This is a genomic window from Clostridia bacterium (assembly GCA_017438525.1).
Lineage (GTDB): Bacteria > Bacillota > Clostridia > Oscillospirales > RGIG8002 > RGIG8002.
This window is the reverse complement of sequence record JAFRVI010000043.1, coordinates 1-21663: the sequence shown is the minus strand read 5'-3', so window position 1 is coordinate 21663 and position 21663 is coordinate 1. Positions and strand designations below refer to the sequence as shown.

Below are 21663 nucleotides of genomic sequence, written 5' to 3'. Positions count from 1 at the left end.
CCGTCCGCGCGGCAGAGAATAATCGTGGATTTCAAAAGAAAGGGGTGAGCGCCGTTGATACCCTGCGCGAAAGAATGCGTTTATCAGCTTGACGGCTGCTGCGGTCTCGAGCAGGTCTACGGAGCCGGCGGGGACGCCGACTGCTCATATTTCATCGCGCGGTCAGTCGCCGAAAAGCCGTCCGCACGCCTCGAAAACGGATTTGACGGGGATGAGGTTAAGCTTCGTGGAGAAGCCGTCGGGGAGGGTGCGCGCGGTGTGCGCCGGCAGCACGCAGTCGGTGAAGCCGAGGCGTTCGGCCTCGGTGATGCGCTTGACGGCGCCGCTGACGCCGCGTACTTCGCCGCCGAGCCCGACTTCGCCGAAGATGAGCGTCGTTTCGGGGACGGCGACGTTCTTCAGCGCGGAAACGAGCGCGGCGCAGACGCCTAAATCGGCGGCGGGCTCGTCGATCTTCAGTCCGCCGACGGCGTTGACGTAGACGTCGTTGACAGAGAAGCGGTAGCCGCAGCGCTTTTCAAGCACCGCGAGCAGCATCGCGAGGCGGTTGTAGTCGAAGCCGTTGGCCATTCTGCGCGGATTGCCGAAGCCGGTCGGGGTTACGAGCGCCTGCGTTTCGGTGAGTATCGGGCGGCTGCCTTCAACGAGGCAGATGACGCAGTTGCCGCTCGTGCCGCGGGGCCTGTCCTCCAGCAGCTTCGCGGAGGGGTTCTCCACCTCGGCGAGTCCGCGGTCGGTCATTTCGAAAACGCCGATCTCGTTGGTCGAGCCGAAGCGGTTTTTCACCGCGCGGAGTATGCGGTAGCTCATGCTGCGCTCGCCTTCGAAGTAGAGCACGGTGTCTACCATATGCTCCATCACCTTCGGGCCGGCGATCGCGCCCTCCTTGTTGACGTGGCCTACGATGAATACGCTTATTTCGTTCGACTTCGCGCATTCGGTCAGCCGCATGGTGCATTCGCGCACCTGCGAAACGCTGCCCGTCGAGGAGGTCACCGCGGAGCAGTACATAGTCTGTATCGAATCTATTATAACTATCTCGGGCGCGGCGGAGTTTATCGCCTCGATGACGGAATCTATATCGGTTTCGTTGAGAATGTATATCTCGCCGCCGTTCACTCCGAGACGCTCGGCGCGCATCTTCAGCTGTCTTGCGGATTCCTCGCCGGAGACGTAAAGCAGCTTGTGCTTTCCGCCGACCGTTCCGCAGAGCTGGAGCAGCAGGGTGGACTTGCCTATGCCGGGATCGCCGCCGACGAGCGTGACGGAGCCCTTGACGATGCCGCCGCCCATAACGCGGTCGAGCTCGCCTATACCGGTGGAGGAGCGGTCCTCGCCCTTCGCGGAAACGTCGTTTATATGCGCCGGCGCGGTGAAGGCGCGCGAAGGCCTGGCGTTAGCGGCCTTCTTCGGCTCCTCGGCGCGCACCTCCTCTACGAAGGTGCTGAACTCGCCGCAGTCGGGGCAGACGCCCATCCAGCGCAGCTCCTCGTGTCCGCAAGAGGAGCAAACGAATACGGTTTTGGTTTTCAAGGGTTTACCGCCTTTCAGCCATGCTTTCGCCGAAGAATCCCTCCGCGACGCCCTTCGCGATCGCGAAAGCGATCTCGGCGCGGCTTTCCGGTTTGGAGAGCGTCAGCGCGTCGAGCGGGTCGGAGAGGAATCCGCATTCAACGAGGATGGCGGGGTTCTTTGCGTTGTTGAGTATATAAACGGAGCTGCCCGCGGTCTTTACGCTGCGGGCGTTTTCTTTTCGCAGTTCCGCGAGAGCTTCGCGCACGCTTTCCGCGAAGGCGCGGCTGCGCTCGCCGTTCGGAGCGCAGAAAACCTGCGCGCCGCGTGCGACGCCCTTTCCGGCGTAGGAGTTCTGGTGAACGCTCACGCAGAGGTCGACGTCGCCGGCGTTTATCGCTTCCACTCGCGTCTGAAGGTCGGACTGTTTGCGCTTTCCCTCGCCGGTGTGGAGCGAAACGTCCGTTTCGCGCGTCATCCGCACGCGGAAGCCCATCAGCCGCAGCACGTCGCGCAGCTTAAGGGCGACGTCGAGGTTCAGCTCCTTCTCGAGCAGTCCGCCTGCGCCGGAGGCGCCTCCGTCTTCGCCGCCGTGTCCGGCGTCAACGAGGATGAGCGGAGCGTATGCTTTCGCCGTTCCGCCGACGCGCGCGGCCGAAAGCTTCGCCGCTGCAAGCGTGCAGAGCGCGACGCAAAACGCTGCGAGCGCGCACGCCGCGAGCCGCGCGGCAAGGGATTTGTTTATTCTGAATTCGATATGCTTTTTCATACGCATCCTCCCGAATAATACTATTGCGGGAGGCGCGCGGGTATGTTACTTATCTCTGTAGAAAATCTTCGGCAGCTTTACGCCCTTGATGACCACCATCCAGTAGGATATCTCGACGACGCAGATCATTATCAGCGGCGGGAAGAAGGGCGTCAGCCATGACTTCTGATAAAACGCCAGCAGGAAGCCGAAGACGGGACCGTAGAGAATATTGTGCGGGAAGCGCATCGCCTCATAGAAGTTCGTGTTCAAAAAGACTCCGCCGCCTGTCAGCGCGGTAAACGCGCTGAAAAGGAACGGCAGCGCGAAAACTATTCCCGCCGCCTTCAGCGCGAGCCATCTGTCGACCGGCGCTTCGTTGAACGGGGAGTTGATTTTTTCGGCGACCGGTCCCATATATCCGAGCGTCAGCGCGAAGTATATCAGCAGCGTGAAGCAGCCGAGTATCACGCAGGGGATGACGCGCGGCACGGTCACGTTGCCGTCCGCGGAGGTGGAGGTCACCACGCGGGTGAATGGCAGGTTTATGAAAAATACCATAAAGTCGACGGCAAGATACCAGCCGAGGACTTTTTTTATCATCGATCCGAGGGTTACGCTGTCGTTGTTCATATCGTTTTCCTTTCGGTGGGGTATTACCACCCGTTGAGGTGGGAACGGCGGATCGCGCCGAAGATCTTATTCATCGTGCCGCGCTTTTCCTTTTCGAGCGCGAGAAGCATTTCCTTCGTCTCCTGGCGGGAGGTCTCGCCGTCAGCGGGGCAGCGCTGACGGAGTATCGGCAGCTTCAGGCGGTTCGCGGCGCCGACGACGTCGCGTTCCGGCATCAGCGCGAGAGGACGGATGACGGTGATATCCTTGCGGTCGAGGTAGGTCATCGGCGCGAAAACGCCGAGCCGCCCTTCGTAAAGCATATTCATCACGAAGGTCTCCAGCAGGTCGTCGCGGTTGTGCCCGAGCGCGACCTTGTTGCAGCCGAGCTCCTTGGCCGCGTCGTGCAGCGCTCCGCGGCGCATACGCGCGCAGAGGGAGCAGGGGGAGTCCTCCTGCCGTATATTGAAGACGATCTGCCCTATCTGCGTTTCGCGGACGCGGTATTCGATCCCCTCGTTCGCGAAAAACTCCGCGAGCGGAGCGAAGTCCGTCTTCTCGTCAAAGCCCATATCCAGCGTTATCCCGACGAGCGAGAAGTCTATGCCGCAGAAGCGTTTGAAGGCGTTCAGCGCGCAGAGCAGCAGCAAGGAGTCCTTGCCGCCGCTGACGCCTACCGCGATGCGGTCGCCGTCGGATATGAGGTCGTAATCTTCAACTGCGCGGCGCAGGTATGACAGCACTCGCTGCATAAAAACGTCCTTTCGTTTGGTTCGTGTATGCGGCGCTCCGCGAAATCGGGCTACCGCACGCGGGCTGCGCCCGTGCCCGTCAGAATATCGACAGCTGCTTGTTCAGCTCGTCGCCTTCCGCGGGCTTAGCGCCTGCGGCGGGGAGGTTCTTGACGCGGTAGCGGTGCGGCGAGGAGAGCGAGCCGTCCTCGTAGACGCGGACGCCCGCGACCTTGTGCTGCGGTTTCATTGACATAACGGCGACGCCGATGGTATCCTTCGACGTCTTCAGCGGCACCTGAGCGGCGTCGATGAGCAGCAGCTTGCCGTTCGTGGAGTTGAGCAGCAGCAGGAGGTTGCCCTCCGTCTCGGTGAAGGCGGCGATAAGCGGGCTCTTGTCGCTGTAAGCGGAGATGAGGCGCTTGCGGTTGGTCTTCGTCTCGTAGCTCTTCAGCGCGATGCGGGCGCACTTGCCGTTCTCGAAGAAGAAGAGTATGCTGCCGGAATAGTCCTTCGTCGCGACCATATAGACGGGGAGCTCGTCCTCGTCCATGCCGAGCTTGACGGGCAGGAAGTCGCCGATGAGGGAAATCTTCGTATCCGCGAAGTTATACGCCTTCGCCTTATAGACCTGATGCTTGTCGGTGAAAAAGAGCAGGTCGGTGCAGTTGGTTATCTCCGCGGACTGCGCGACGGAGTCGCCCTCCTTGAGCTTGTGCTCGCCGCTCATACGGAGCGAAAGCGGAGTGACCTTCTTGAAGTAGCCGTCCTTCGTCATGAAGACGGTGACGGGGTAGTCGTCCGGCTCGTCCGCCGCGGCGACGGTCGGCTCCTCGAAGTTGTAGATGATCTCGGTCTTGCGCGGCATGCCGTACTTCGCCTTGACCTCGAGCAGCTCGCCGCGGATGACCGCGCGCTGTTTCTCGGGGCTTTTCAGTATCTCGCCGAGGCGCTTGACCTCGGATTTAAGGTCGCTTATCTCCTTGGTGCGCTTGAGGATGTATTCGCGGTTGAGGTGGCGCAGTTTGATCTCCGCGACGTACTCCGCCTGCGTTTCGTCGATGCCGAAGCCGATCATCAGGTTGGGCACGACCTCCGCCTCCTCGGCGGTGTCGCGGACGATGCGGATGGCCTTGTCGATATCGAGCAGGATCAGCTCGAGGCCTTCGAGCAGATGGAGGCGGTCGGAGAGCTTCTGACGGTCGAAGTAGATGCGGCGCTTGACGCATTCGATGCGGAAGGCGATCCACTCGAGCAGGAGCTGGCGAACGCCGAGCACGCGGGGCGAGCCCTCGATCAGCACGTTGATGTTCGCGGAGAAGGTGTCCTGCAGCGTGGTGGAGGCGAAGAGGCGCTCCATAAGCTTCTCCGGCTCGGCGCTTCCGCGCAGGTCGATCGTCAGGCGCAGGCCGTTGATGTCGGTCTCGTCGCGGATGTCGCGTATTTCTTTGAGTCCGCCGCCCTTGATAATGTCGATTATCTTATCCTTTACCGCCTCGACGGTGGTCGTCGGCGGGAGCTGGGTGATCTCGATGCGATTGCCGGATTTGTCGTAGCTCCAGACGGAGCGTATTTTGAAGCTGCCGCCGCCGGTCTCGATGACCTTGTTCATCTCCTCGGCGTTGTAGATGAGCTTGCCACCGCCGGGGAAGTCCGGCGCCTTCAGCACGGAGGCGACGTCGAAGTCCTCGTTTTCGAGCAGCTCGACGGTGACGTCGATTATCTCCGCCAGGTTGAAGGAGGGGATGTTCGACGCCATGCCGACGGCGATGCCGACGGTGGGGTTGCAGAGTATCGCGGGGAAGGTGACGGGCAGCAGGCGCGGCTCGGTCGTCGTGTTGTCGTAGTTGGGGATGAAGTCGACGGCGTCGCGGTTGATGTCGCGGAAAAACTCGGAGGTTATCTTCGCGAGCTTCGCCTCGGTATAACGCGCGGCGGCGTACTTCATATCGCGGGAATACGCCTTGCCGAAGGAGCCCTTCGACTCCACCAGCGGATGCAGCAGCGATTCGCAGGCGCGCGTAAGGCGCACCATCGTTTCGTAGATGCCGGCGTCTCCGTGCGGGTTGTAGCGCATCGTCTGGCCGACGATGTTCGCGGACTTGACGAAGCCGCCCTCCGAGAGCCCCATCTTATACATGGTATAGAGGAGCTTGCGGTGAGAGGGCTTCAGGCCGTCTATTTCGGGTATGGCGCGGGAGGCGATAACGCTCATGGCGTAAGGCATATAGTTCTCCCGCAGGGTTTCGGTGATTTTCTGGTCAAGAACGGTGCCGGCGCCGGATATTTCGGCGTTCGGGTTCACTGCGCTCTTCGGCACGGGCTTTTTGGTACGCGCCATCGGTTCACATCCTGTTTCTCATAATCGGTCTTCTCGCAGAGAAGATTTTTCGCGCAAAGAAGCGTCAGCGGCTTCTGCGCGGCTTTAAGTTATAACGCCAGTCGAGGTCTCCGCGCTGAAGCGCGAGGATAAGCACCTCCGCGCCGGCGAGGTTCGTGGCGTAGGGGATATTATGCACGTCGCAGACGCGGGAGAAGTCGAGCGACTCGTCCGCCGCCTGCGGATCGCGGAAGTATATCACCAGATCGATCTCGTCGCAGGAGATGCGGGCGAGCACCTGCTCGCCGCCTCCCTGTATTCCGCCGAGGTACGGCTCGATAGTCAGACCGGTCGCCTCGGAGATCTGTCTGGCGGTGGCGCCTGTGGCGCAGAGATTGTGCTTGTTGAGGGTGCCGGCGTAGGCGATACAGAACTGTATCATCAATTCCTTTTTCTTATCGTCGGCCATTAACGCGATTTCCATAAAAAATATACCTCCGTTTCGCGAAAATGAATGTTTGAGGGATTGGAAGGATCAGAGCAGAAGCGGCACGCGCTCGCCGCAAAGACGGGCGGCGGCGTTGCGGAGCTGCTGCGATTCGAGACTTTTGCCGGTGACGAGCAGCGTGTTGGCGCGGCTCGCTTTTTCAACTCCGTCGGTGCGGTAGACGACGCCGAGCAGCCGCGCGCAGCAGGAATCCATAATCTGATCCGGTGACATATCACGCCGCCCGATACCGCGCGGATTTACCATGTTCACAAGGACGAAGAAGGGCTTGTCCGGACTCGCGCGGCGCACCGTTTCGGCCGCCGCGGAAGCGGGTATCGCCGCTTCCTTCTGCGGATTGGTGACGATAACGACCTTGTCCGCGGCCTGTGCGGCGTTTCTTACGGAAGCGCCTATGCCGGCGGGGCAGTCGAAAATGACGAAGCGGTATTTCTTCGCGGCTTTCTCCGCGAGCTTTTTAAGGAATTCCGGCTCGGGAACGTAGTCGGGATCCTTCGCGCCGGGTATCAGCGCGAGACGACCGCCTCCGGCGACGTCGACAATGGCGTCTTCAAAGGAGCAGTTTCCGCGCTCGATATCGGAAAGGTCGTATATGAAGCTGTCGCTTTTGCGAAGTATTATATCGGCGTTGCGCATACCGGAGTCGACGTCGACGATGAGAGACGCTTTGCCGCGCATCGCGAGCGCGGCGGCGGAGTTGACGCAGAAAAAGGATTTTCCGACGCCTCCCTTTCCGGATATGACGGCTATTGACTGTGCCAAGGGTCATCCCTCCCTGTGTGTTTTAACTGCGGAATTACGGCGGCGGTTCGCCGCCTCCGTTGTCCGGCGGGTTTTCGGGATTATCGGGTTCGGGCTCGGAGGAGCTTTCCTCCTCGCCGCCGTTGTCGGGCTCGCTCTCCTGCGACGAGCTTGAGGGCTCGGAAGAACTGCTGTCGGGAAGGGCGGGCTCCTGCCCGGAGGAGCTTTCGCCGCGTGAGCTTGAAACCGAGGACGAGAGCGGCTCGGAGGAGGACGGCGGGGCTTCGTAGCCGTCGGCGTACTTGCCGAGCTTGAAGTAGGCGTCCATTATCTCTTTGGCGACGGGCGCGACGCCGTTGCCGCTGCCGGCGTGCTCAACGAGCACGCATATAACTATTTCGGGGTTCTTGTACGGGGCGAAGCTGACGAAGACGCCGGTCGCGGTGCCCTTGGAAACGGACGCCGTTCCCGTCTTGCCGCCTACGGAAATGGGGTAGTTCTCAAAAACTCTTGAGGCGGTGCCGCCTTCCTCGGTGACGGAGCGCAATCCGCGCAGTATCGCGTTCTGCTCCTGTTCGGTCATGCTGACGGTGGAAACGACCCTCGGCTCGAACTGGTTGATGACCGATCTGTCGTTGTAATCGAGTATCTTGTCGAGCAGGTGGACCTGATAGCGCGTTCCGCCGTTGGCGATGGTGGCGATATAGTTCGCTATCTGCAGCGGGGTGAAGAGGTGGTATGACTGGCCGATCGCGGCCTGGAGGTCGTCGCCGCCGTACCACGATTCGCCGAAGGTGTTTTCCTTATACTTTCTGCTGGCGAGGACGCCCGCGCTTTCGCCGGGGATCTCGATACCGGTCTTTTCTCCGAGTCCGAGCCGCGTGCAGACTTCGTCGAGCTTATCTATGCCGAGCCGCCTGCCGACCTCGAAGAAGAAGTAGTTGCAGGAGGTCTGCAGCGCCTTGGCGACGTCGCAGGGTCCGTGCGTAGTGCCATAGCTGTCGTAGATCCAGCACTTCGGCTGGTAGTCGTCGTAGAAGGTGTATATTCCCTTGTCGTAGATTATTTCGTCGGTGGTGATGACTTTATTTTCAAGTCCGGCGAGCGCGGTCGCGGGCTTGAAGGTCGAGCCGGGGGAGTAGGTGCCGCCGATAACGCGGTTGAGCAGCGGGTTGGCGGGATTGCTTATCAGATCGGAGAAGTCCGCGGAATACCGCGTCAGGTCGTAGGTCGGATAGCTTGCCATCGCGTAGATCGCGCCCGTGTTGGGGTTGATCGCGACGACGGAGCCGGCGTTGCAGTCTTCGCCGACGCCGTTTTTGGCGTTTGCTTTGATGCGCTTAATGGTGGCTTCAAGCGCGTCCTGCGCTACGCGCTGCAGTTTGGAATTTATCGTCAGCTTTATGGTGTTGCCGGGTTTGGAGGTCTCGCCGGAGTGTACCCCGACGACCTTGCCGGTGCTGTCGACTTCAACGAGACTCTCGCCCTCGGTGCCGCGAAGGTAGTCCTCGAAGGCCTTTTCCGCGCCTTCCTTGCCGACCGTGGCGTTAAGCGGGTAGCCGCGTTCTACGTAGCTGTCGGCCTCCTCGGCGGAAATAAGGCCCGTCCTGCCGATGACGTGCGGGGCGAAGGTGCCGTCGTTTATAATCCGTATCGGCTCGACGGTCACGTCGACGCCGCTCATTTCATAGCGGCGCTCCTTTATCTCGCTGGCGGTCTCGGCAGAGATGTCGCTGGCGGCGGTGAAAGGCGTGCCGATCGCGAAGTTGCGGAGCTCCATCTCGTAGCGAAATCCGGCGAGGCGGCGCATTCCGGCGGCATCGCCGCCTTCAATGCCGTAACGGTTGTAAAGCGCGGCGAGCGCGTCCTGAGGCGAAGCGCCGTCGTCAAGGCCCAGTGTTTTCAGCAGCTTTTTCTTCGCGTTTTCCTTGCCCGCCTCCCATTCATATGGGGATACGTCGGTTATCGGAACGCCGTCCTTGATCTCGACTTCGTTTTCGAGCAGTATCTTTATGAGCTTTGCGCAGGTGTCGTTCTCCTGGCCCTTGGGTATGTACGCGCGGTCGAGCGTAACGGAAAGCCCCATGCGGTTGGTGACTATCGGCTCACCGTCGGAATCGAGTATCTCTCCGCGAACGGCGACCGTCGTTTGAGTCTTATAAGAACGCTTCGTGGCGGTCTCTAGGTATTCGTCGCCGTGGACGAGCTGGAGGTTCATGAGGCGAACTATGTATACGACGACGACCAGGCACCAAAAGACGCCCAGTATAAACGTTTTTATCCTTTTGCTTCGCTTATCCATAGTTTCCCCTTATCCGACGGGCGAATTGATCTTCCTGCTTATCGGGCGGAAAATGATGAAAAAGATCGTTCCCGTTACCGCCGCGCTCAAACCTCCGTGCAGGATGGCGAGGAAGACGGTGTACCAAGCTCCGCCGTTGCCCCATATCAAAAAGAAGAAAAAGTAGGTTATCAGCTGATATATCGCAGCGAACGCCGCAACTGTCACGAGATTCGTCAGCCATTTGACGCGGATGAGGTTCGCCGCGACGATCTGCGCCGCGAAGGCGAAAAGCAGCATCAGCAGCGCGTTATAGCCGAAAAGGCGCCCCGAAGTGACGTCCCAGAGCAGACCGAACACGCACCCGAGCACGAGCCCTACGTCCGAATCGTCGTTCAGTGAGATGACGACAACGGCGGGCAGCACGAGGCATATGTACGAAATGTGAAGCGACAGCGTGTTCTGCAGCACGAGCATGAGAAGCAGCAGAAACGAATACACCGTCCACTTTGCGAAGGAGGCCTTCGGTTTGTTGCTGTTCACGTTATTCCTGCTCCTGTCCGGTGAAATCTGTGATTATATAGACGTTGCGCAGCTGGCTGATGTCGGTGTAGGGAACTATCACCGCGTAGCTTGAAGCGCCGTGAGTCTCGGCGCGGACCTCTTCCACGGTGCCGACGATTATGTTTTTCGGGAAGGCGCCGCCGAGTCCGCTCGTGACGATCATATCGCCCGCGGCGACCTCGGTCTCGCGCGGCAGGTAGCTCATTTTGCACTTGCCGTCCTCACGGAGCTTCGCGTCGCCCTCGACCACGGCGACTTCGCCGGTGCGTGTCTCGAGCGCGCCGCACTCGAACGAAACGTCGAGTATGGTCGTGATCTTGCTGTAGGTCAGATAGACCTCGCTGACGTAGCCGATGATGCTGCCGCTTGAAATGACCGGATCGCGCACCTCGACTCCGTCGATGCTCCCACGGTCGACGGATATGACGTCGAACCAGCCGGAAGGATCGCGGCCTATGACCTTCGCCTTGGTAAGCGAAAGCTCGGTAAGGCGCTCGGTCAGTCCGAGACTGTCTTTAAGGAAGGCGTTTTCCTGCATCAGCATCTCATTCTGGCTTTCCAGCGTCTGCAGCCGTCGTATCTCCTGCCGGAGCATGTCGTTCTCCTCTTTCAGCCGGTCGTAGTCGCCGAGCTTGACGAAGAAATCCGACAGCCCGTTGACGATGGCGGCGTTGGCCTTCTGGAACGGTGTGGTGAGCGCGCCGAAAAAGCTCTCGAGATAGCTCGCTTCGCCGCCGCGGCTGAGCGAATAGATCATCGAGCCGATGAGCACGAGGCAGACCGCGGCGATTATTTTAATTTTCTTTCCGGTGAAGAAATCCCGCATTTCGTGACCTCTTTTGCAAGATGAATGGAACGGTTACGCGGCGGAAACCGCGTGAACGGCGGTTACGCCATTCTGTAGCCGTAGGAATCGTCGTTGTCGAATTCGTCGATGTGCTCGAGCATCATTCCGGCGCCGATGGCGACGCAGTCGGTGGGCTCCGGAGCTATATAGACGGGCATGCCGGTCTCCTGCGCGATGACGGTGTCGATGCCGCGCAGCAGCGCGGAGCCGCCGCAGAGCATGATGCCGCGCTCGATGAGGTCGGCGGAAAGCTCCGGCGGTGTTTTCTCCAGCGTCGAACGCACGGCTTCGAGTATCGCGGCGACGGAGTCGCTGAGCGCCTCGCGCACCTCGGAGGCGGTTATCTCGAGTTCTCTGGGAAGTCCGTCGATGATGTTCCTGCCCTTGATCAGCTCGCGCCCTTCGTTCTCATAAGGGTACGCGGAGCCGATATGTATCTTGACCTCCTCGGCGGTGCGTCCGCCGATGGCGATATTGTATTTGCGTCTGACGTAGTCGACGATGGCGTCGTCGAAGTCGTCGCCCGCGACCTTGACCGAGCAGCTGGAAACTATGCCCTGGTAGGAGATGACCGCGACCTCGGTCAGTCCGCCGCCGATGTCGACTATCATCGAACCGGTCGCCTCGGCGATCGGGAGTCCGGCGCCGATGGCCGCCGCCATGGGCTCGTCGACGGTGCGCGGATCGCGCACTCCCGCGCCCGCGGCCGCCTGCTTGACGGCGTGGCGCTCGACCTCCGTGACGTTGAAGGGCACGGCGATGACCGCGCGCGGCTTCGAGAAGAAGCTGTTGCCGCAGACCTCCTTGACGAAGCGGCGGAGCATCCCCTCCGTGCTGGTCAGGTCGGCGATGACGCCGTCCTGGATCGGACGTACGGCGGTTATGTCCTTCGGCGTGCGGCCGAGCATTTCCTTGGCCTCGTTGCCGGCGGCGCGTATGACCTCGTCGTAGTTGTCGATGGCGACGACGCTGGGTTCGCGCAGCACTATGCCGCGGTCCTTGTAATATATCTTCGTGTTGGAGGTGCCCATGTCGATGCCGATGAAGTTATTGAAAAGTCCCATATAAAACTGCCTTTCTCCGCCATGGCGGGAGGGGATAAAAAACGAAGGTGGTTATCTGCCGGTCGAGCCGAATCCGCCCGCACCGCGTTCGGTCTCCTCGAGCTTTTCCGTTTCAACGAGAGTTACCGGAAGGGGAGACGTAACGACGAGCTGCGCGACGCGGTCGAGCGGCATTATCGTGTAGGGTTCGTCGGAGACGTTGCAGAGCCCGACGAAGATCTCGCCGGTGTAGTCGCTGTCGATGACGCCGACGGAGTTGGAGAGCGTCACGCCGTGCTTGACGCCGAGTCCGCTTCTGCCGAAGAGCAGACCGACGCTGCCTTCGGGGAGCTTTACGGCTATACCCGTCGGCACGGAGGCGAGCTTGCCGGGTTGAAGCGTCAGCGGCGCTTCTATCGCGGCGCACAGGTCGAAGCCGGCGCTGCCGGAGGTCGCGCGTTCGGGCGCTTTCACGCCCGCGCGTCCGGTCAGCTTAACGAAAACTCGGGCGTCAGACAAAGCTGCTCACCTCGCCGCCGTAGCCGTAACCGTTCTCGCCGTTGTCCTTCTCCTCGGGTTCGTCGTCGAGCGGTTCGGACGCCGCGCCGTGCTGCGCCTCAAAGAGCTTCTGCTTGAGTTCGTCCGTCTCCTTCTGGAGATAGAAGAGCTGCTTGGAAGTCTCGCGGTAGCGCGCGTTGACGTTGTCGACCTCGTCTTTGAGACGGAGGTAGCGATCCGCGAGCTCGATTGAAGTCAGCGCAAGCGCCTTCTCGGTGCTGAGCCACTGCGCGTCGCGCTGGTGCGCGGCGATGCGGCGGTCGACGTCGGCGGCCGCGCGTTCAACGTTCACCGCGGGCTCGTCGGTCTTGATGGTGTAAGGAACTCCGCCGATCTTTACGTTGATAAGATTTTTTTCGCTCATGTTGTCCACCCCGAAATTGTACATATTTATACTATTATACTATCATCTCACATTATAGCAAACATTTCCGCGTTTCTCAACACTTTTTTGTTGACATATTCAAAAAATATGATAAGATAACAAAATAAGGGAACGACTGATAAGCTTGGCCGCGCCGAAAGGCGCGAAAGGAGCGGAACGTATATGGAAAAAGGGAAGAGAATAGTCGTCAAGATAGGCACCTCCTCGCTGACTGCCAACGGCGGAAGCATCAACCTGCGCAGGATCGACGAGCTCGCGAAGGTGCTCAGCGGCGTGCGCAATACCGGCAACAGCGTAGTGCTCGTCAGCAGCGGCGCGGTCGGAGTCGGCAGCGCGATGCTCTGGAACGGAGTTCGCCCGACGGAGCTTGACGGCCTCCAGGCAGCCGCCGCGGTGGGGCAGATCCGCCTTATGCACATATACGACAAGCTCTTCGCCGAGTTCGGCGTGCCGGTCGCGCAGGTGCTTCTGACGCGCAACAACGTTGAAAATGAGGTCCAGCGCCGCAACTGCCTCAACGCCTTCGAGCGCCTGCTTTCAATGGGCGTCATCCCGATAGTCAACGCCAACGATGTCGTGAACACCGACGAGATAAAAGAGCTCGCCGGATTCCGCGATAACGATAACCTTTCCGCCGTCGTCGCGGAGCTGATAAGCGCGGATATGCTCATCTTCCTGACCGACGCGGACGGGCTTTTCGATTCAAATCCGCACTCGAATCCGGACGCGAAGCTCATCCCGCGCGTGACCGAAATCACGCCGGAAATGTACGAGAGCTGCGAGGGCAAATCCGCCCTCGGCACGGGAGGCATGACCTCCAAGCTCCGCGCCGCCGAGCGTATGCTCGCGCAGGGCAGGGAAACGGTGATAATGAACAGCGAGGACCCCGCGCTGATTTACGAACTGCTTGAAGGGAAACAGGTCGGCACGGTCTTTGCCGCCGGGTGAAAAGAAAGGCAGGGAATATGGATATCAGAGCCATCGGCGCCGCGGCGAAAGCGGCGTCGCGCATAATAGGAACGTCGTCGAACGAAACGCGCAACGCCGCGCTTCGCGCGATAGCCGCCGCGCTTGAAGAGCGCAAAGCCGAGATCTTCGCCGCGAACGAAGCGGACCTCGCCGCCGCGCGCGAAAACGGCATGAGCGCCGCGATGCTCGACCGCCTCGCGCTGAACGAGAGCCGCGTGAAGCTCATGGCGCAGGGTGCGCTCGAACTGCTCGGCGTTCCCGACCCGCTCGACCGCGTATTCGACGAGCGCGTCCGCCCCAACGGGCTGAAGATAACGAAAAAAGCGGTGCCGCTCGGCGTCATCGCGATCATATACGAGGCGCGTCCGAACGTCACCGTCGACGCCGCCGTGCTGTGTCTGAAAAGCGGCAACGCCGTCATCCTCAAGGGAGGCAAAGAGGCGATAAATTCCAATCTCAAGCTCGGCGAGATAATGCGCGCCGCGCTCGAGAGCGCGGGGCTTCCCGCCGACTGCGTCACCGTCCTGCCGGATACCTCGCGCGAAGCGGCTACGGCGCTGATGACGCTTAACGAGTTCGTCGACGTGCTTATCCCGCGCGGAGGCGCCGGACTCATCTCGGCGGTGGTGAAGAACGCCACCGTCCCGACGATAGAAACCGGAACGGGCAACTGCCACGCCTTCGTGGACGCCTCCGCCGATCTCGATATGGCGGCTGATATAATCTTCAACGCCAAGACTTCGCGCCCCTCCGTCTGCAACGCGCTCGAAACCGCGCTCGTCCACGCGGACGTCGCGGAGAAGTTTCTGCCGCTGATGAAGTCGAAGCTTGACGAGAAGAACGTCGAGCTGCGCGGCTGCGAACGCGCCCGCGCCATCCTCGGCGGCTGCGTGAAGCCCGCGGTCGAAAGCGACTGGGCGAACGAATTCCTCGACTATATCCTCGCCGTGAAGGTCGTCGGCGGTATCGACGAAGCGCTCGCGCATATCGCGCGCTACTCGACCGGACACAGCGAGGCGATAATCACGGAGAACGCGGAAAACGCCGCGCGCTTCCTGCGCGAAGTCGACGCCGCGGCGGTCTACGTCAACGCCTCCACCCGCTTCACCGACGGCGGCGAGTTCGGCTACGGCGCGGAGATCGGCATCTCCACGCAGAAGCTCCACGCCCGCGGCCCGATGGGCGTCGACTGCCTGACCACATACAAGTACCTAATCGAAGGCGACGGTCAGGTGAGATAACCCTCAATACCCGTCATCCCGAAGGGCGAAGCCCGAGGGATCCCCTGCCGTCTGCAGCGGGCCTGTCATCCTGAGCGGAGCAACCGAAGGTTGCAAAGTCGAAGGATCTTAAAGAAAACGGTAATACAAATAGCAAAAGTGTGTATTCGGAGCGGGTGATGACCCTCATATCCGAATACACACTTTTTTCTTTTATGCTTCCGTTACCTTCAGGATCCTTCGCTGACGCTCAGGATGACAGTCTCCGGTTCGCGTCAGTCGTCGTATTTGATCGAGAGACCGCCGAAGCTGACGGCGGCGTTGACGCGCAGGACGTAAGGCGCGTCGGGATCGGGCATACCGGTAACGCCCTTGCCGGAGAAGGAGCCGGCGGTCGCCAGCTCGGCGCGGACGTTCTTCGGCAGCAGTACCTCGGCGTCGCCGAAGGAGACGTTGAGGTCGAGCGAGGCGTTCTCCCCGAACTCGCTGACGCCGCGCAGGTCGAGCGTGAATTCTCCGAAGGAGACATTAACCTTGCCGCCGACGATCTTTTCCGCCCTGCAGACGATCCTGTCGTCGCCGAAGCTGGCGTTGTAGTTGATGAAGCCGTCCGCGTCGGAGTACTCGGACTTGAATTTCCCGCTTTTGCCGTTCATTTTAACGCCGGGCGAAAACTTGACGCGCGAACGCTTGCGGTGCCTGCGGAAGAACTGGTGAAGTATGATCGAGAGACCGACGAAGACCAGCACGATCGCGAGAATGATCGTCCAGATGCCTTCGCCCTTGATGACGCCGATGTTTCTGAGCAGGAATATAACGCCCGCGGCGGTTATGCCGAGTGAGAAACCGGATATGTCGCGCGAGCAGCAGCCGGAAAGTCCGACGAAGATTATCGCCGAGGGCCATACGACGTCCCAGAATCCGATCTCGCCGAACCATTCGGCGTTTGTCTTCATAAGTATCAGCAGCACGCCGGCGAGGAGTATGAATACCCCTAAGAATATCGCCGGTATCCTGCCCGCGCTCCAGTCCCAGACGAACGCCTTTTCCGTCTTGCCGCCTTCGCGCGCGGTCTCGCCCGCGTCGCGGACTATCCCGGTCTTTACCTCTGCGGCGCCTTCGCCTCCGAGCAGCGCGTCGACGCTGACTCCGAGCGCGCCCGCGAGCAGCGGAAGCGCGGTGATGTCGGGGCAGGATTCGTCGGTCTCCCATTTGCTGACCGCCTGCGGCGTCACGCCGACCGCGTCGGCGAGCTGCTTCTGGGTGAGTCCGCGTTCCTTGCGGAGCGCCTGGATCCTTTTGCCGATGGTGTTTTCGTTCATATTTATTCCCTCCGTGGTATTATTTGCGTCTGCCGTTCCCGCGGGAGCGCTCCGAAGGTTTTCCGGAAGCCTTTTCCTTTGGTTTGATTCAATTATACCACATACGCGAAAAATGTCTATAACTTATTTGGAGAGTGCCGGAAACAACCGCCGGTTGAGCGGAACAACCGTCGGTTGAATTCCGAGAACTTCGCATTTGCACTTGATTCGGCGCGGTATGTGTGATATAATCAGCGCATAAATAAAGAGAAAGGGTGCAGAATGTGAAATATATCCTCGATCACGATTTTCACATACACACGCAGCTTTCCCCCTGCTCGAACAACCCCGAGCAGAATCCGGAGAGCATCCTGCGCTACGGAGAGAAATACGGCCTGCGCCATATCGTGCTGACCGATCACTTCTGGGACGAAGCCGTTCCCGGCTGTATCGGCTGGCAGGGATATTCGCACATCTCGAAGTGGCTGCCGCTGCCGCGGAGCGAAACGACGCGCCTTCACCTCGGGTGCGAAGCGGATATGAACCGCGCCAACGTCCTCGGGCTCACGAGAGAGACCGCCGAGAAGCTCGAGTTCATCACCGTCTCGATCAACCACCTGCATTTCCAGATGGGCGCGGATGAGCACTACGACGCGAAGTGGTACGCGGAGCAGTTCATCCTGCGCTGGAACGTCGTGCTCGATTCAGGCCTGCCGTATCATAAAATGGGCATCGCGCACCCGACCTACCGCGGCGTCGCGGGCAATATGCCCGACCCGCGCGCCCACCTCGACGTGCTCGAGGCGATCCCGGACGGCGTCTGGCTCGATATGTTCGCGAAGACCGAAAAGCTCGGCATGGGCGTGGAGCTGAACGCGAAAAACAACGAGTATTCGCCGGAGGACTTCGAGCGCGTGCTGCGCGTTTACCGCCTCGCCGTTGAAGCCGGCTGTCATTTCTACGGCGCGACCGACGCGCACCATCCGGCTCATATCGAGCCGCGGCGCGAAAACTGCCTCAAGCTCATCGACGCCCTCGGCCTGACCGAGGATCAGAAGTTCCGCGTGTTCGACTGATACAAACGCTAATATGAAAAAGAAAAGCAAGCCGATCGGCTTGCTTTTTTCATCAATATAACTACGACAGCACCTTGCGTATGATCCAAAACTGCATCCTGCGCGGCAGGGCGCCCAGCATAAGCAGCAGGGGATTGCGGTTGAGGTTGTAGGCGAAGCGCGGACGCTTCTTTTTCAGCACGCGCAGCGTCTTTTCCGCGAGCTTTTCCGGCGTTATGCTTCGCGCCTCGACGCGCTCGACTATCCTTTTGAAACGCTTCGCGTTGACGGGATAAAGCCGCGTTTCCGCGCAAAAGCGCCCGAGCGCGCCGACGGAGGCGGGGAGCATATCCGTCTTCACCGCGCCGGGGCGCAGCGTCACGACCCTGCAGCCGAGCAGCTGGAGCTCCATCCGCAGCGAGTAGGCGTATTTCTCCAGCGCCGCCTTCGTTATCGCGTAGATGCCGGTGAAGGGAAGAGGATCGAGCGGCGCGAGCTCGCTCGTGATCATTAGTATCCGCGCGCCGTTATTCAGCAGCGGCACGGCGAGCTTGTTGACGCGGTAGACGCCGAAAAGGTTGACGTTGAAGGCGCGGACGAAGGCGGCCTCGTCCATCTCGACGAGGGAGTTCAAGTCGTATATCCCCGCGGCGTGTATCACGCCGTCGAGCTTTTCTTCGCCGAGCGCCGCGAAGGCGGCCTCGAGCGAAGCGGAGTCGGTGACGTCGGCGCGTATGACGCGCCACGGCGTTTCCTCACGCGGCTCCGTCAGGTCGAATCCGACGGCTTCGTTCCCCGCGTCGGTCAGTGCGCGGCAGATCGCTCTGCCCATTCCGCCGTTCGCGCCCGTGACTAAATATCTCGCCATTACCGCGCTCCTTTCTTCGTGTTATCCGGAAACGTTATTTATCCCGAAAAACCGGAATTTGTCGAAATCTAACTTTTTAAATGGTCACGTATTAACAAAAGAGTCTTATATTCTCTCTGATTCCATGCTTGTACTCCATCTTTTTCCAACACTCTCTTACTCTTTTCTAATGCGTCTTCAATGGAATACAATACCTGCCTAAATCCGGACTTTACTTCATTCTCCGTATAAGTACATTGACCTTTAGTTGGATTTACCTTGCAAAAGTATAGTCTACTTATCTGATGCCACAACTTCGGTTCAAGGATAGATAACCTTTTTTCTTCAATTTCACCAAACGGTTCTATTGTGTTAAAAATCACATCATATCCGGTTTCTTCTTTTACTTCTCTCACCAACGCCTGACAATCATCTTCACCGTCCTCGATCCCTCAGCCGGGCAGCTTTAATTTACCGGAATTGCTCTCTATCATCAATAGCTTTCCTTCAACAATAATGATCCCTCGCACAGCCACTCGATAGATTTCATCTAAATCAGGTGGGTAATTCATCTCGTCCATAATCAGTATTTTCTTCATCACAGTACCTCGTCAAATCCCGATTTGTCGGGATCATTTCTTCCCGTTTCCGTTTTTCTTCTGCTTCGCTTCGGCGGCCTCGAGCGAAGCGGAGTCGGTGACGTCGGCGCGGATGACGCGCCACGGCGTTTCCTCACGCGGCTCCGTCAGGTCGAATCCGACGGCTTCGTTCCCCGCGTCGGTCAGCGCGCGGCAGATCGCTCTGCCCATTCCGCCGTTCGCGCCCGTGACTAAATATCTCGCCATTACCGCGCCCCTTTCTGCTGTGATGGCAGTATCCTTTATGCTGTAAAACGGAATACGTCAGAAGCACTTTTCCTTTCGACCGCTTTTACACTTTTCGATATTGCCGCAGCGATAGCAGAGTTCGTTATCACAAGCTCCGTCATTGTCGAAGCAGGAGCGTATATTGCCGACCGTTGTTTCCGCAATATTATTCAGCGCCTCTTCTGTGAGAAACGCCTGATGCGAGGTAACGATAACGTTAGGCATCGAGATCAGCCGCGAGAGCAGATCGTCGTCGAGTATATGTCCCGAGCGGTCCTCGAAGAATATGTCGGCTTCCTCCTCGTAAACGTCGAGGCATGCCGCGCCGATCTTTCTCGACTTGATACCGTCGAGAAGAGCTTCAGCATCGATCAGCGCCCCGCGCGAGGTGTTCACGATCACGACGCCTTTTTTCATCTCTGCGATTGTCTCGGCGTTGATAGTGTGGAACGTGCCGTCGTTCAGCGGACAGTGCAACGAGATCACGTCGCTTTGCACGAATAACTCGCGGAGCGAGACGTATTCTATTCCCGCGTCGTCGGAGGGGTAGGGATCGTAAGCGATCACCTTCATCCCGAAGCCCTTGCAGATGTCGACGAAAATGCGCCCGATCTTGCCGGTGCCGATCACTCCGACCGTCTTGCCGTGGAAATCAAAGCCGGTCAGCCCGTTAAGCGAAAAGTTGAATTCTCTTGTGCGGTTATACGCCTTGTGGATACGGCGCACCGAAGTGAGCAGCAGCGCCATTGCGTGCTCCGCCACGGCGTAGGGAGAGTATGCGGGAACGTGAACGACGTGGAGTTTTCCGAATGCATGCCGCACGTCGACGTTGTTGTAGCCCGCCGAGCGCAGAGCGATCAGTTTGACGCCGAGCGCATAGAGACGGTCAATCACGGCGGCGTTTACCGTATCGTTGACGAACACGCACACCGCGTCGCACCCTTTTGCGAGATCGGCGGTGTCTTCGGTCAGCTTTGTTTCCAGGTATTTGAACTGCACGCCGCGAGCTTCTCCGTAACGCTCGAACGACGGCTTATCGTATGCCTTTGCATCGTAAAACGCGACTTTTATCATGCTTTGCCTCCTCGTATTCCGTTCGGAGTTGCAAAAAAATCTCCGTCAAGATATGTATGGAGCGTTATTTCTTTTTTTCGCTTTCCTTATGCTTCGCCTCGGCGGCCTTCATCGCTTCGTCGGCTTCCTCGTCCCAGACGGTCCTTTCGGGGCCGAGGGTGCCGTACATAGTGTTCTCGAAGGAATAGGTCATTTTCGCCGTTTTTATCAGCCGTTCGTTATCCGTGTCGTCCCCGAAGGTGCCGAGCCGGGCGTAGATATCCCGCGTTATTTCGTAGTCGTACTGCTCGCGCCCCTCGCGGCTCGTGTACATTATCTCCGCGAAGTAGCGCCCCGTGTCGGGATCGTAATACGCGGTCCAGTTATTGCCCTGCTTTTTCGTTTTCATATTCTCACCCGTGTTCATTCGTTCTCGGTCTGAACCGTAATTGCTTCGCCGGACAGAGATTATCTTTCTTTTCTTAAATCGGCAGTTTGCTGAACCGCTTTCGGCAGCCATTCAGCGTTTACGTAGTCGAGAGGGATAACTATTTCCCGAATCTTGTCTTCGGGGTTTGGTCTTTTTATATCTTTCGGGAAACAGTCCAATCCTACTTCGCGCAAGCTGAGAACTCTGTCGTGTATCCAACCTACCGCCTGACCGTCGCAGTATAAGCAATGACAGCCGAACATTTTCTTTGTATAAACGTTCAACTCCTTGAGATGATTCATCCATTCTGATACGATTTCATCTTCAAACACAATATCCACGCCCCTTTCTTCGCGCGTTACCTGTGGATATAGACACGCGATTCGTTCCCGTCGTCGCACTGCGCGGCGCAGAAGAACTCCCAGCCGTAGCGCTCGTAGAAGCCGACGTGGTCCGTCACGAGATAGACCGGCGAAACGCCCTTCGACCGCAGATCCTCAACGGCGAAGTTCAGCAGTCTTCCGGCGATGCCGCGGCGGCGGTGCTCCTTCTCCGTATAGACGGCGCAGACGTTGGGGGCGAGGTCTTTCCTTTCGTGGAAGTCGTTTTCAACGACTCCGAGCCCGCCGGCGATCTCGCCGCCGCAAAGGCAGAGATACCAGCCGTATTCCGTTTCGCCGCCGAGGTAGGCGCCCATGCATTCGAGGTACGCCTCGACCGGCGCGCTCCACTTGCCGTGGAACCATTCGGCTGCCTTTCGCTTTATCTCCGGTTTTTCTCTCAGCGTGATGAATGCGTATTCGTTCATGGCGTTGCGGACGCTCCTGTTTTTTATATTGTAAGTATAGCAGAAAATCGCGGATTATTCAATCCTTCATTTTCGCGTTTCGGTTTGCCCGCCGGAAAAGCGGCGTAAAAAAAGAGATTGCCGTAAAGGGCGCGCAAATTAGGGATAAGTCGGGTTTTGAACGGCTGTTTCCCGCCCATGCTTCACAAAAAACAGCGGCCATACATCAAGTATGACCGCTGTTTTGTTGTTTTGCCTGAACGATAAACATCTCGTTCAAAACTG

At 59.0% G+C, this 21663-nt stretch carries 25 protein-coding genes; 3 read left to right on the top strand and 22 right to left on the bottom strand.

The genetic code is table 11. The annotated features are described in order from the left end of the window. Positions 1 to 162: 162 nt before the first annotated feature. From radA to IJL83_04200, 13 genes are all read right to left on the bottom strand, one after another. On the bottom strand, positions 163 to 1533 hold the full coding sequence (radA, locus tag IJL83_04260; protein MBQ6552811.1) for a DNA repair protein RadA: 1371 nt from the start codon (positions 1531 to 1533) through the stop codon (positions 163 to 165). A 4-nt stretch (positions 1534 to 1537) separates the two neighbouring features. Continuing rightward, positions 1538 to 2281: an N-acetylmuramoyl-L-alanine amidase gene (locus IJL83_04255; protein MBQ6552810.1), complete on the bottom strand. Its 744-nt coding sequence runs from the start codon at positions 2279 to 2281 to the stop codon at positions 1538 to 1540. 45 nt (positions 2282 to 2326) lie between these two features. After that, entirely contained in the window at positions 2327 to 2893 is a 567-nt protein-coding gene (locus tag IJL83_04250; GenBank protein ID MBQ6552809.1) for a hypothetical protein, read from the bottom strand. A 23-nt stretch (positions 2894 to 2916) separates the two neighbouring features. Next, complete coding sequence (locus IJL83_04245; protein ID MBQ6552808.1) at positions 2917 to 3624, bottom strand: tRNA 2-thiocytidine(32) synthetase TtcA; 708 nt, start codon at positions 3622 to 3624, stop codon at positions 2917 to 2919. Between the two features lie 79 nt (positions 3625 to 3703). After that, positions 3704 to 5944: a topoisomerase IV gene (locus IJL83_04240; protein ID MBQ6552807.1), complete on the bottom strand. Its 2241-nt coding sequence runs from the start codon at positions 5942 to 5944 to the stop codon at positions 3704 to 3706. Between the two features lie 64 nt (positions 5945 to 6008). Next, positions 6009 to 6407: a methylglyoxal synthase gene (locus IJL83_04235; GenBank protein MBQ6552806.1), complete on the bottom strand. Its 399-nt coding sequence runs from the start codon at positions 6405 to 6407 to the stop codon at positions 6009 to 6011. A gap of 51 nt (positions 6408 to 6458) precedes the next feature. Then, on the bottom strand, positions 6459 to 7193 hold the full coding sequence (locus tag IJL83_04230; GenBank protein MBQ6552805.1) for an AAA family ATPase: 735 nt from the start codon (positions 7191 to 7193) through the stop codon (positions 6459 to 6461). A gap of 34 nt (positions 7194 to 7227) precedes the next feature. Further along, positions 7228 to 9474, bottom strand: coding sequence for a hypothetical protein (locus tag IJL83_04225; GenBank protein ID MBQ6552804.1), 2247 nt, complete (start codon positions 9472 to 9474; stop codon positions 7228 to 7230). Between the two features lie 9 nt (positions 9475 to 9483). Next, complete coding sequence (gene mreD, locus IJL83_04220) at positions 9484 to 9996, bottom strand: rod shape-determining protein MreD (protein MBQ6552803.1); 513 nt, start codon at positions 9994 to 9996, stop codon at positions 9484 to 9486. A 1-nt stretch (position 9997) separates the two neighbouring features. Continuing rightward, positions 9998 to 10843: a rod shape-determining protein MreC gene (gene mreC / locus IJL83_04215; protein MBQ6552802.1), complete on the bottom strand. Its 846-nt coding sequence runs from the start codon at positions 10841 to 10843 to the stop codon at positions 9998 to 10000. Positions 10844 to 10905: 62 nt separating this feature from the next. Next, positions 10906 to 11928, bottom strand: coding sequence for a rod shape-determining protein (locus IJL83_04210; protein MBQ6552801.1), 1023 nt, complete (start codon positions 11926 to 11928; stop codon positions 10906 to 10908). 51 nt (positions 11929 to 11979) lie between these two features. After that, complete coding sequence (gene dut / locus IJL83_04205; protein ID MBQ6552800.1) at positions 11980 to 12399, bottom strand: dUTP diphosphatase; 420 nt, start codon at positions 12397 to 12399, stop codon at positions 11980 to 11982. 19 nt (positions 12400 to 12418) lie between these two features. Continuing rightward, positions 12419 to 12829: a cell division protein ZapA gene (locus tag IJL83_04200; GenBank protein ID MBQ6552799.1), complete on the bottom strand. Its 411-nt coding sequence runs from the start codon at positions 12827 to 12829 to the stop codon at positions 12419 to 12421. A 183-nt stretch (positions 12830 to 13012) separates the two neighbouring features. Here IJL83_04200 and proB point away from each other — a divergent pair, with 183 nt between their 5' ends. Next, the gene (gene proB, locus IJL83_04195) at positions 13013 to 13798 is read left to right on the top strand and encodes a glutamate 5-kinase (protein ID MBQ6552798.1); all 786 of its coding nucleotides are present in this window, start codon (positions 13013 to 13015) and stop codon (positions 13796 to 13798) included. A gap of 17 nt (positions 13799 to 13815) precedes the next feature. After that, complete coding sequence (locus IJL83_04190; GenBank protein ID MBQ6552797.1) at positions 13816 to 15060, top strand: glutamate-5-semialdehyde dehydrogenase; 1245 nt, start codon at positions 13816 to 13818, stop codon at positions 15058 to 15060. Positions 15061 to 15314: 254 nt separating this feature from the next. Here IJL83_04190 and IJL83_04185 read toward each other — a convergent pair whose 3' ends face one another. After that, entirely contained in the window at positions 15315 to 16361 is a 1047-nt protein-coding gene (locus IJL83_04185) for a helix-turn-helix domain-containing protein (GenBank protein ID MBQ6552796.1), read from the bottom strand. A 263-nt stretch (positions 16362 to 16624) separates the two neighbouring features. On the opposite strand from IJL83_04185, the gene IJL83_04180 reads away from it, so the two are divergent. Then, on the top strand, positions 16625 to 17416 hold the full coding sequence (locus IJL83_04180) for a hypothetical protein (protein ID MBQ6552795.1): 792 nt from the start codon (positions 16625 to 16627) through the stop codon (positions 17414 to 17416). A 61-nt stretch (positions 17417 to 17477) separates the two neighbouring features. Here the strand turns inward: IJL83_04180 and IJL83_04175 are convergent, their stop codons facing one another. The 8 genes from IJL83_04175 to IJL83_04140 form a co-directional block, all read right to left on the bottom strand. Next, positions 17478 to 18263, bottom strand: a complete 786-nt coding sequence (locus IJL83_04175; GenBank protein ID MBQ6552794.1) for an SDR family NAD(P)-dependent oxidoreductase — start codon at positions 18261 to 18263, stop codon at positions 17478 to 17480. A gap of 68 nt (positions 18264 to 18331) precedes the next feature. Beyond that, positions 18332 to 18658 (bottom strand): hypothetical protein, encoded by a 327-nt coding sequence (locus IJL83_04170; protein MBQ6552793.1) that lies wholly within the window; start codon positions 18656 to 18658, stop codon positions 18332 to 18334. Positions 18659 to 18694: 36 nt separating this feature from the next. Continuing rightward, entirely contained in the window at positions 18695 to 18841 is a 147-nt protein-coding gene (locus IJL83_04165) for a hypothetical protein (protein MBQ6552792.1), read from the bottom strand. Between the two features lie 33 nt (positions 18842 to 18874). Beyond that, positions 18875 to 19087 (bottom strand): NAD-dependent epimerase/dehydratase family protein, encoded by a 213-nt coding sequence (locus IJL83_04160; protein MBQ6552791.1) that lies wholly within the window; start codon positions 19085 to 19087, stop codon positions 18875 to 18877. A gap of 57 nt (positions 19088 to 19144) precedes the next feature. Beyond that, positions 19145 to 20179, bottom strand: coding sequence for a 2-hydroxyacid dehydrogenase (locus IJL83_04155; GenBank protein MBQ6552790.1), 1035 nt, complete (start codon positions 20177 to 20179; stop codon positions 19145 to 19147). A 67-nt stretch (positions 20180 to 20246) separates the two neighbouring features. After that, positions 20247 to 20570 (bottom strand): hypothetical protein, encoded by a 324-nt coding sequence (locus IJL83_04150; protein ID MBQ6552789.1) that lies wholly within the window; start codon positions 20568 to 20570, stop codon positions 20247 to 20249. Positions 20571 to 20629: 59 nt separating this feature from the next. Beyond that, on the bottom strand, positions 20630 to 20923 hold the full coding sequence (locus IJL83_04145; GenBank protein ID MBQ6552788.1) for a hypothetical protein: 294 nt from the start codon (positions 20921 to 20923) through the stop codon (positions 20630 to 20632). Positions 20924 to 20949: 26 nt separating this feature from the next. After that, positions 20950 to 21399, bottom strand: a complete 450-nt coding sequence (locus tag IJL83_04140; GenBank protein MBQ6552787.1) for a GNAT family N-acetyltransferase — start codon at positions 21397 to 21399, stop codon at positions 20950 to 20952. Positions 21400 to 21663: the final 264 nt, after the last annotated feature.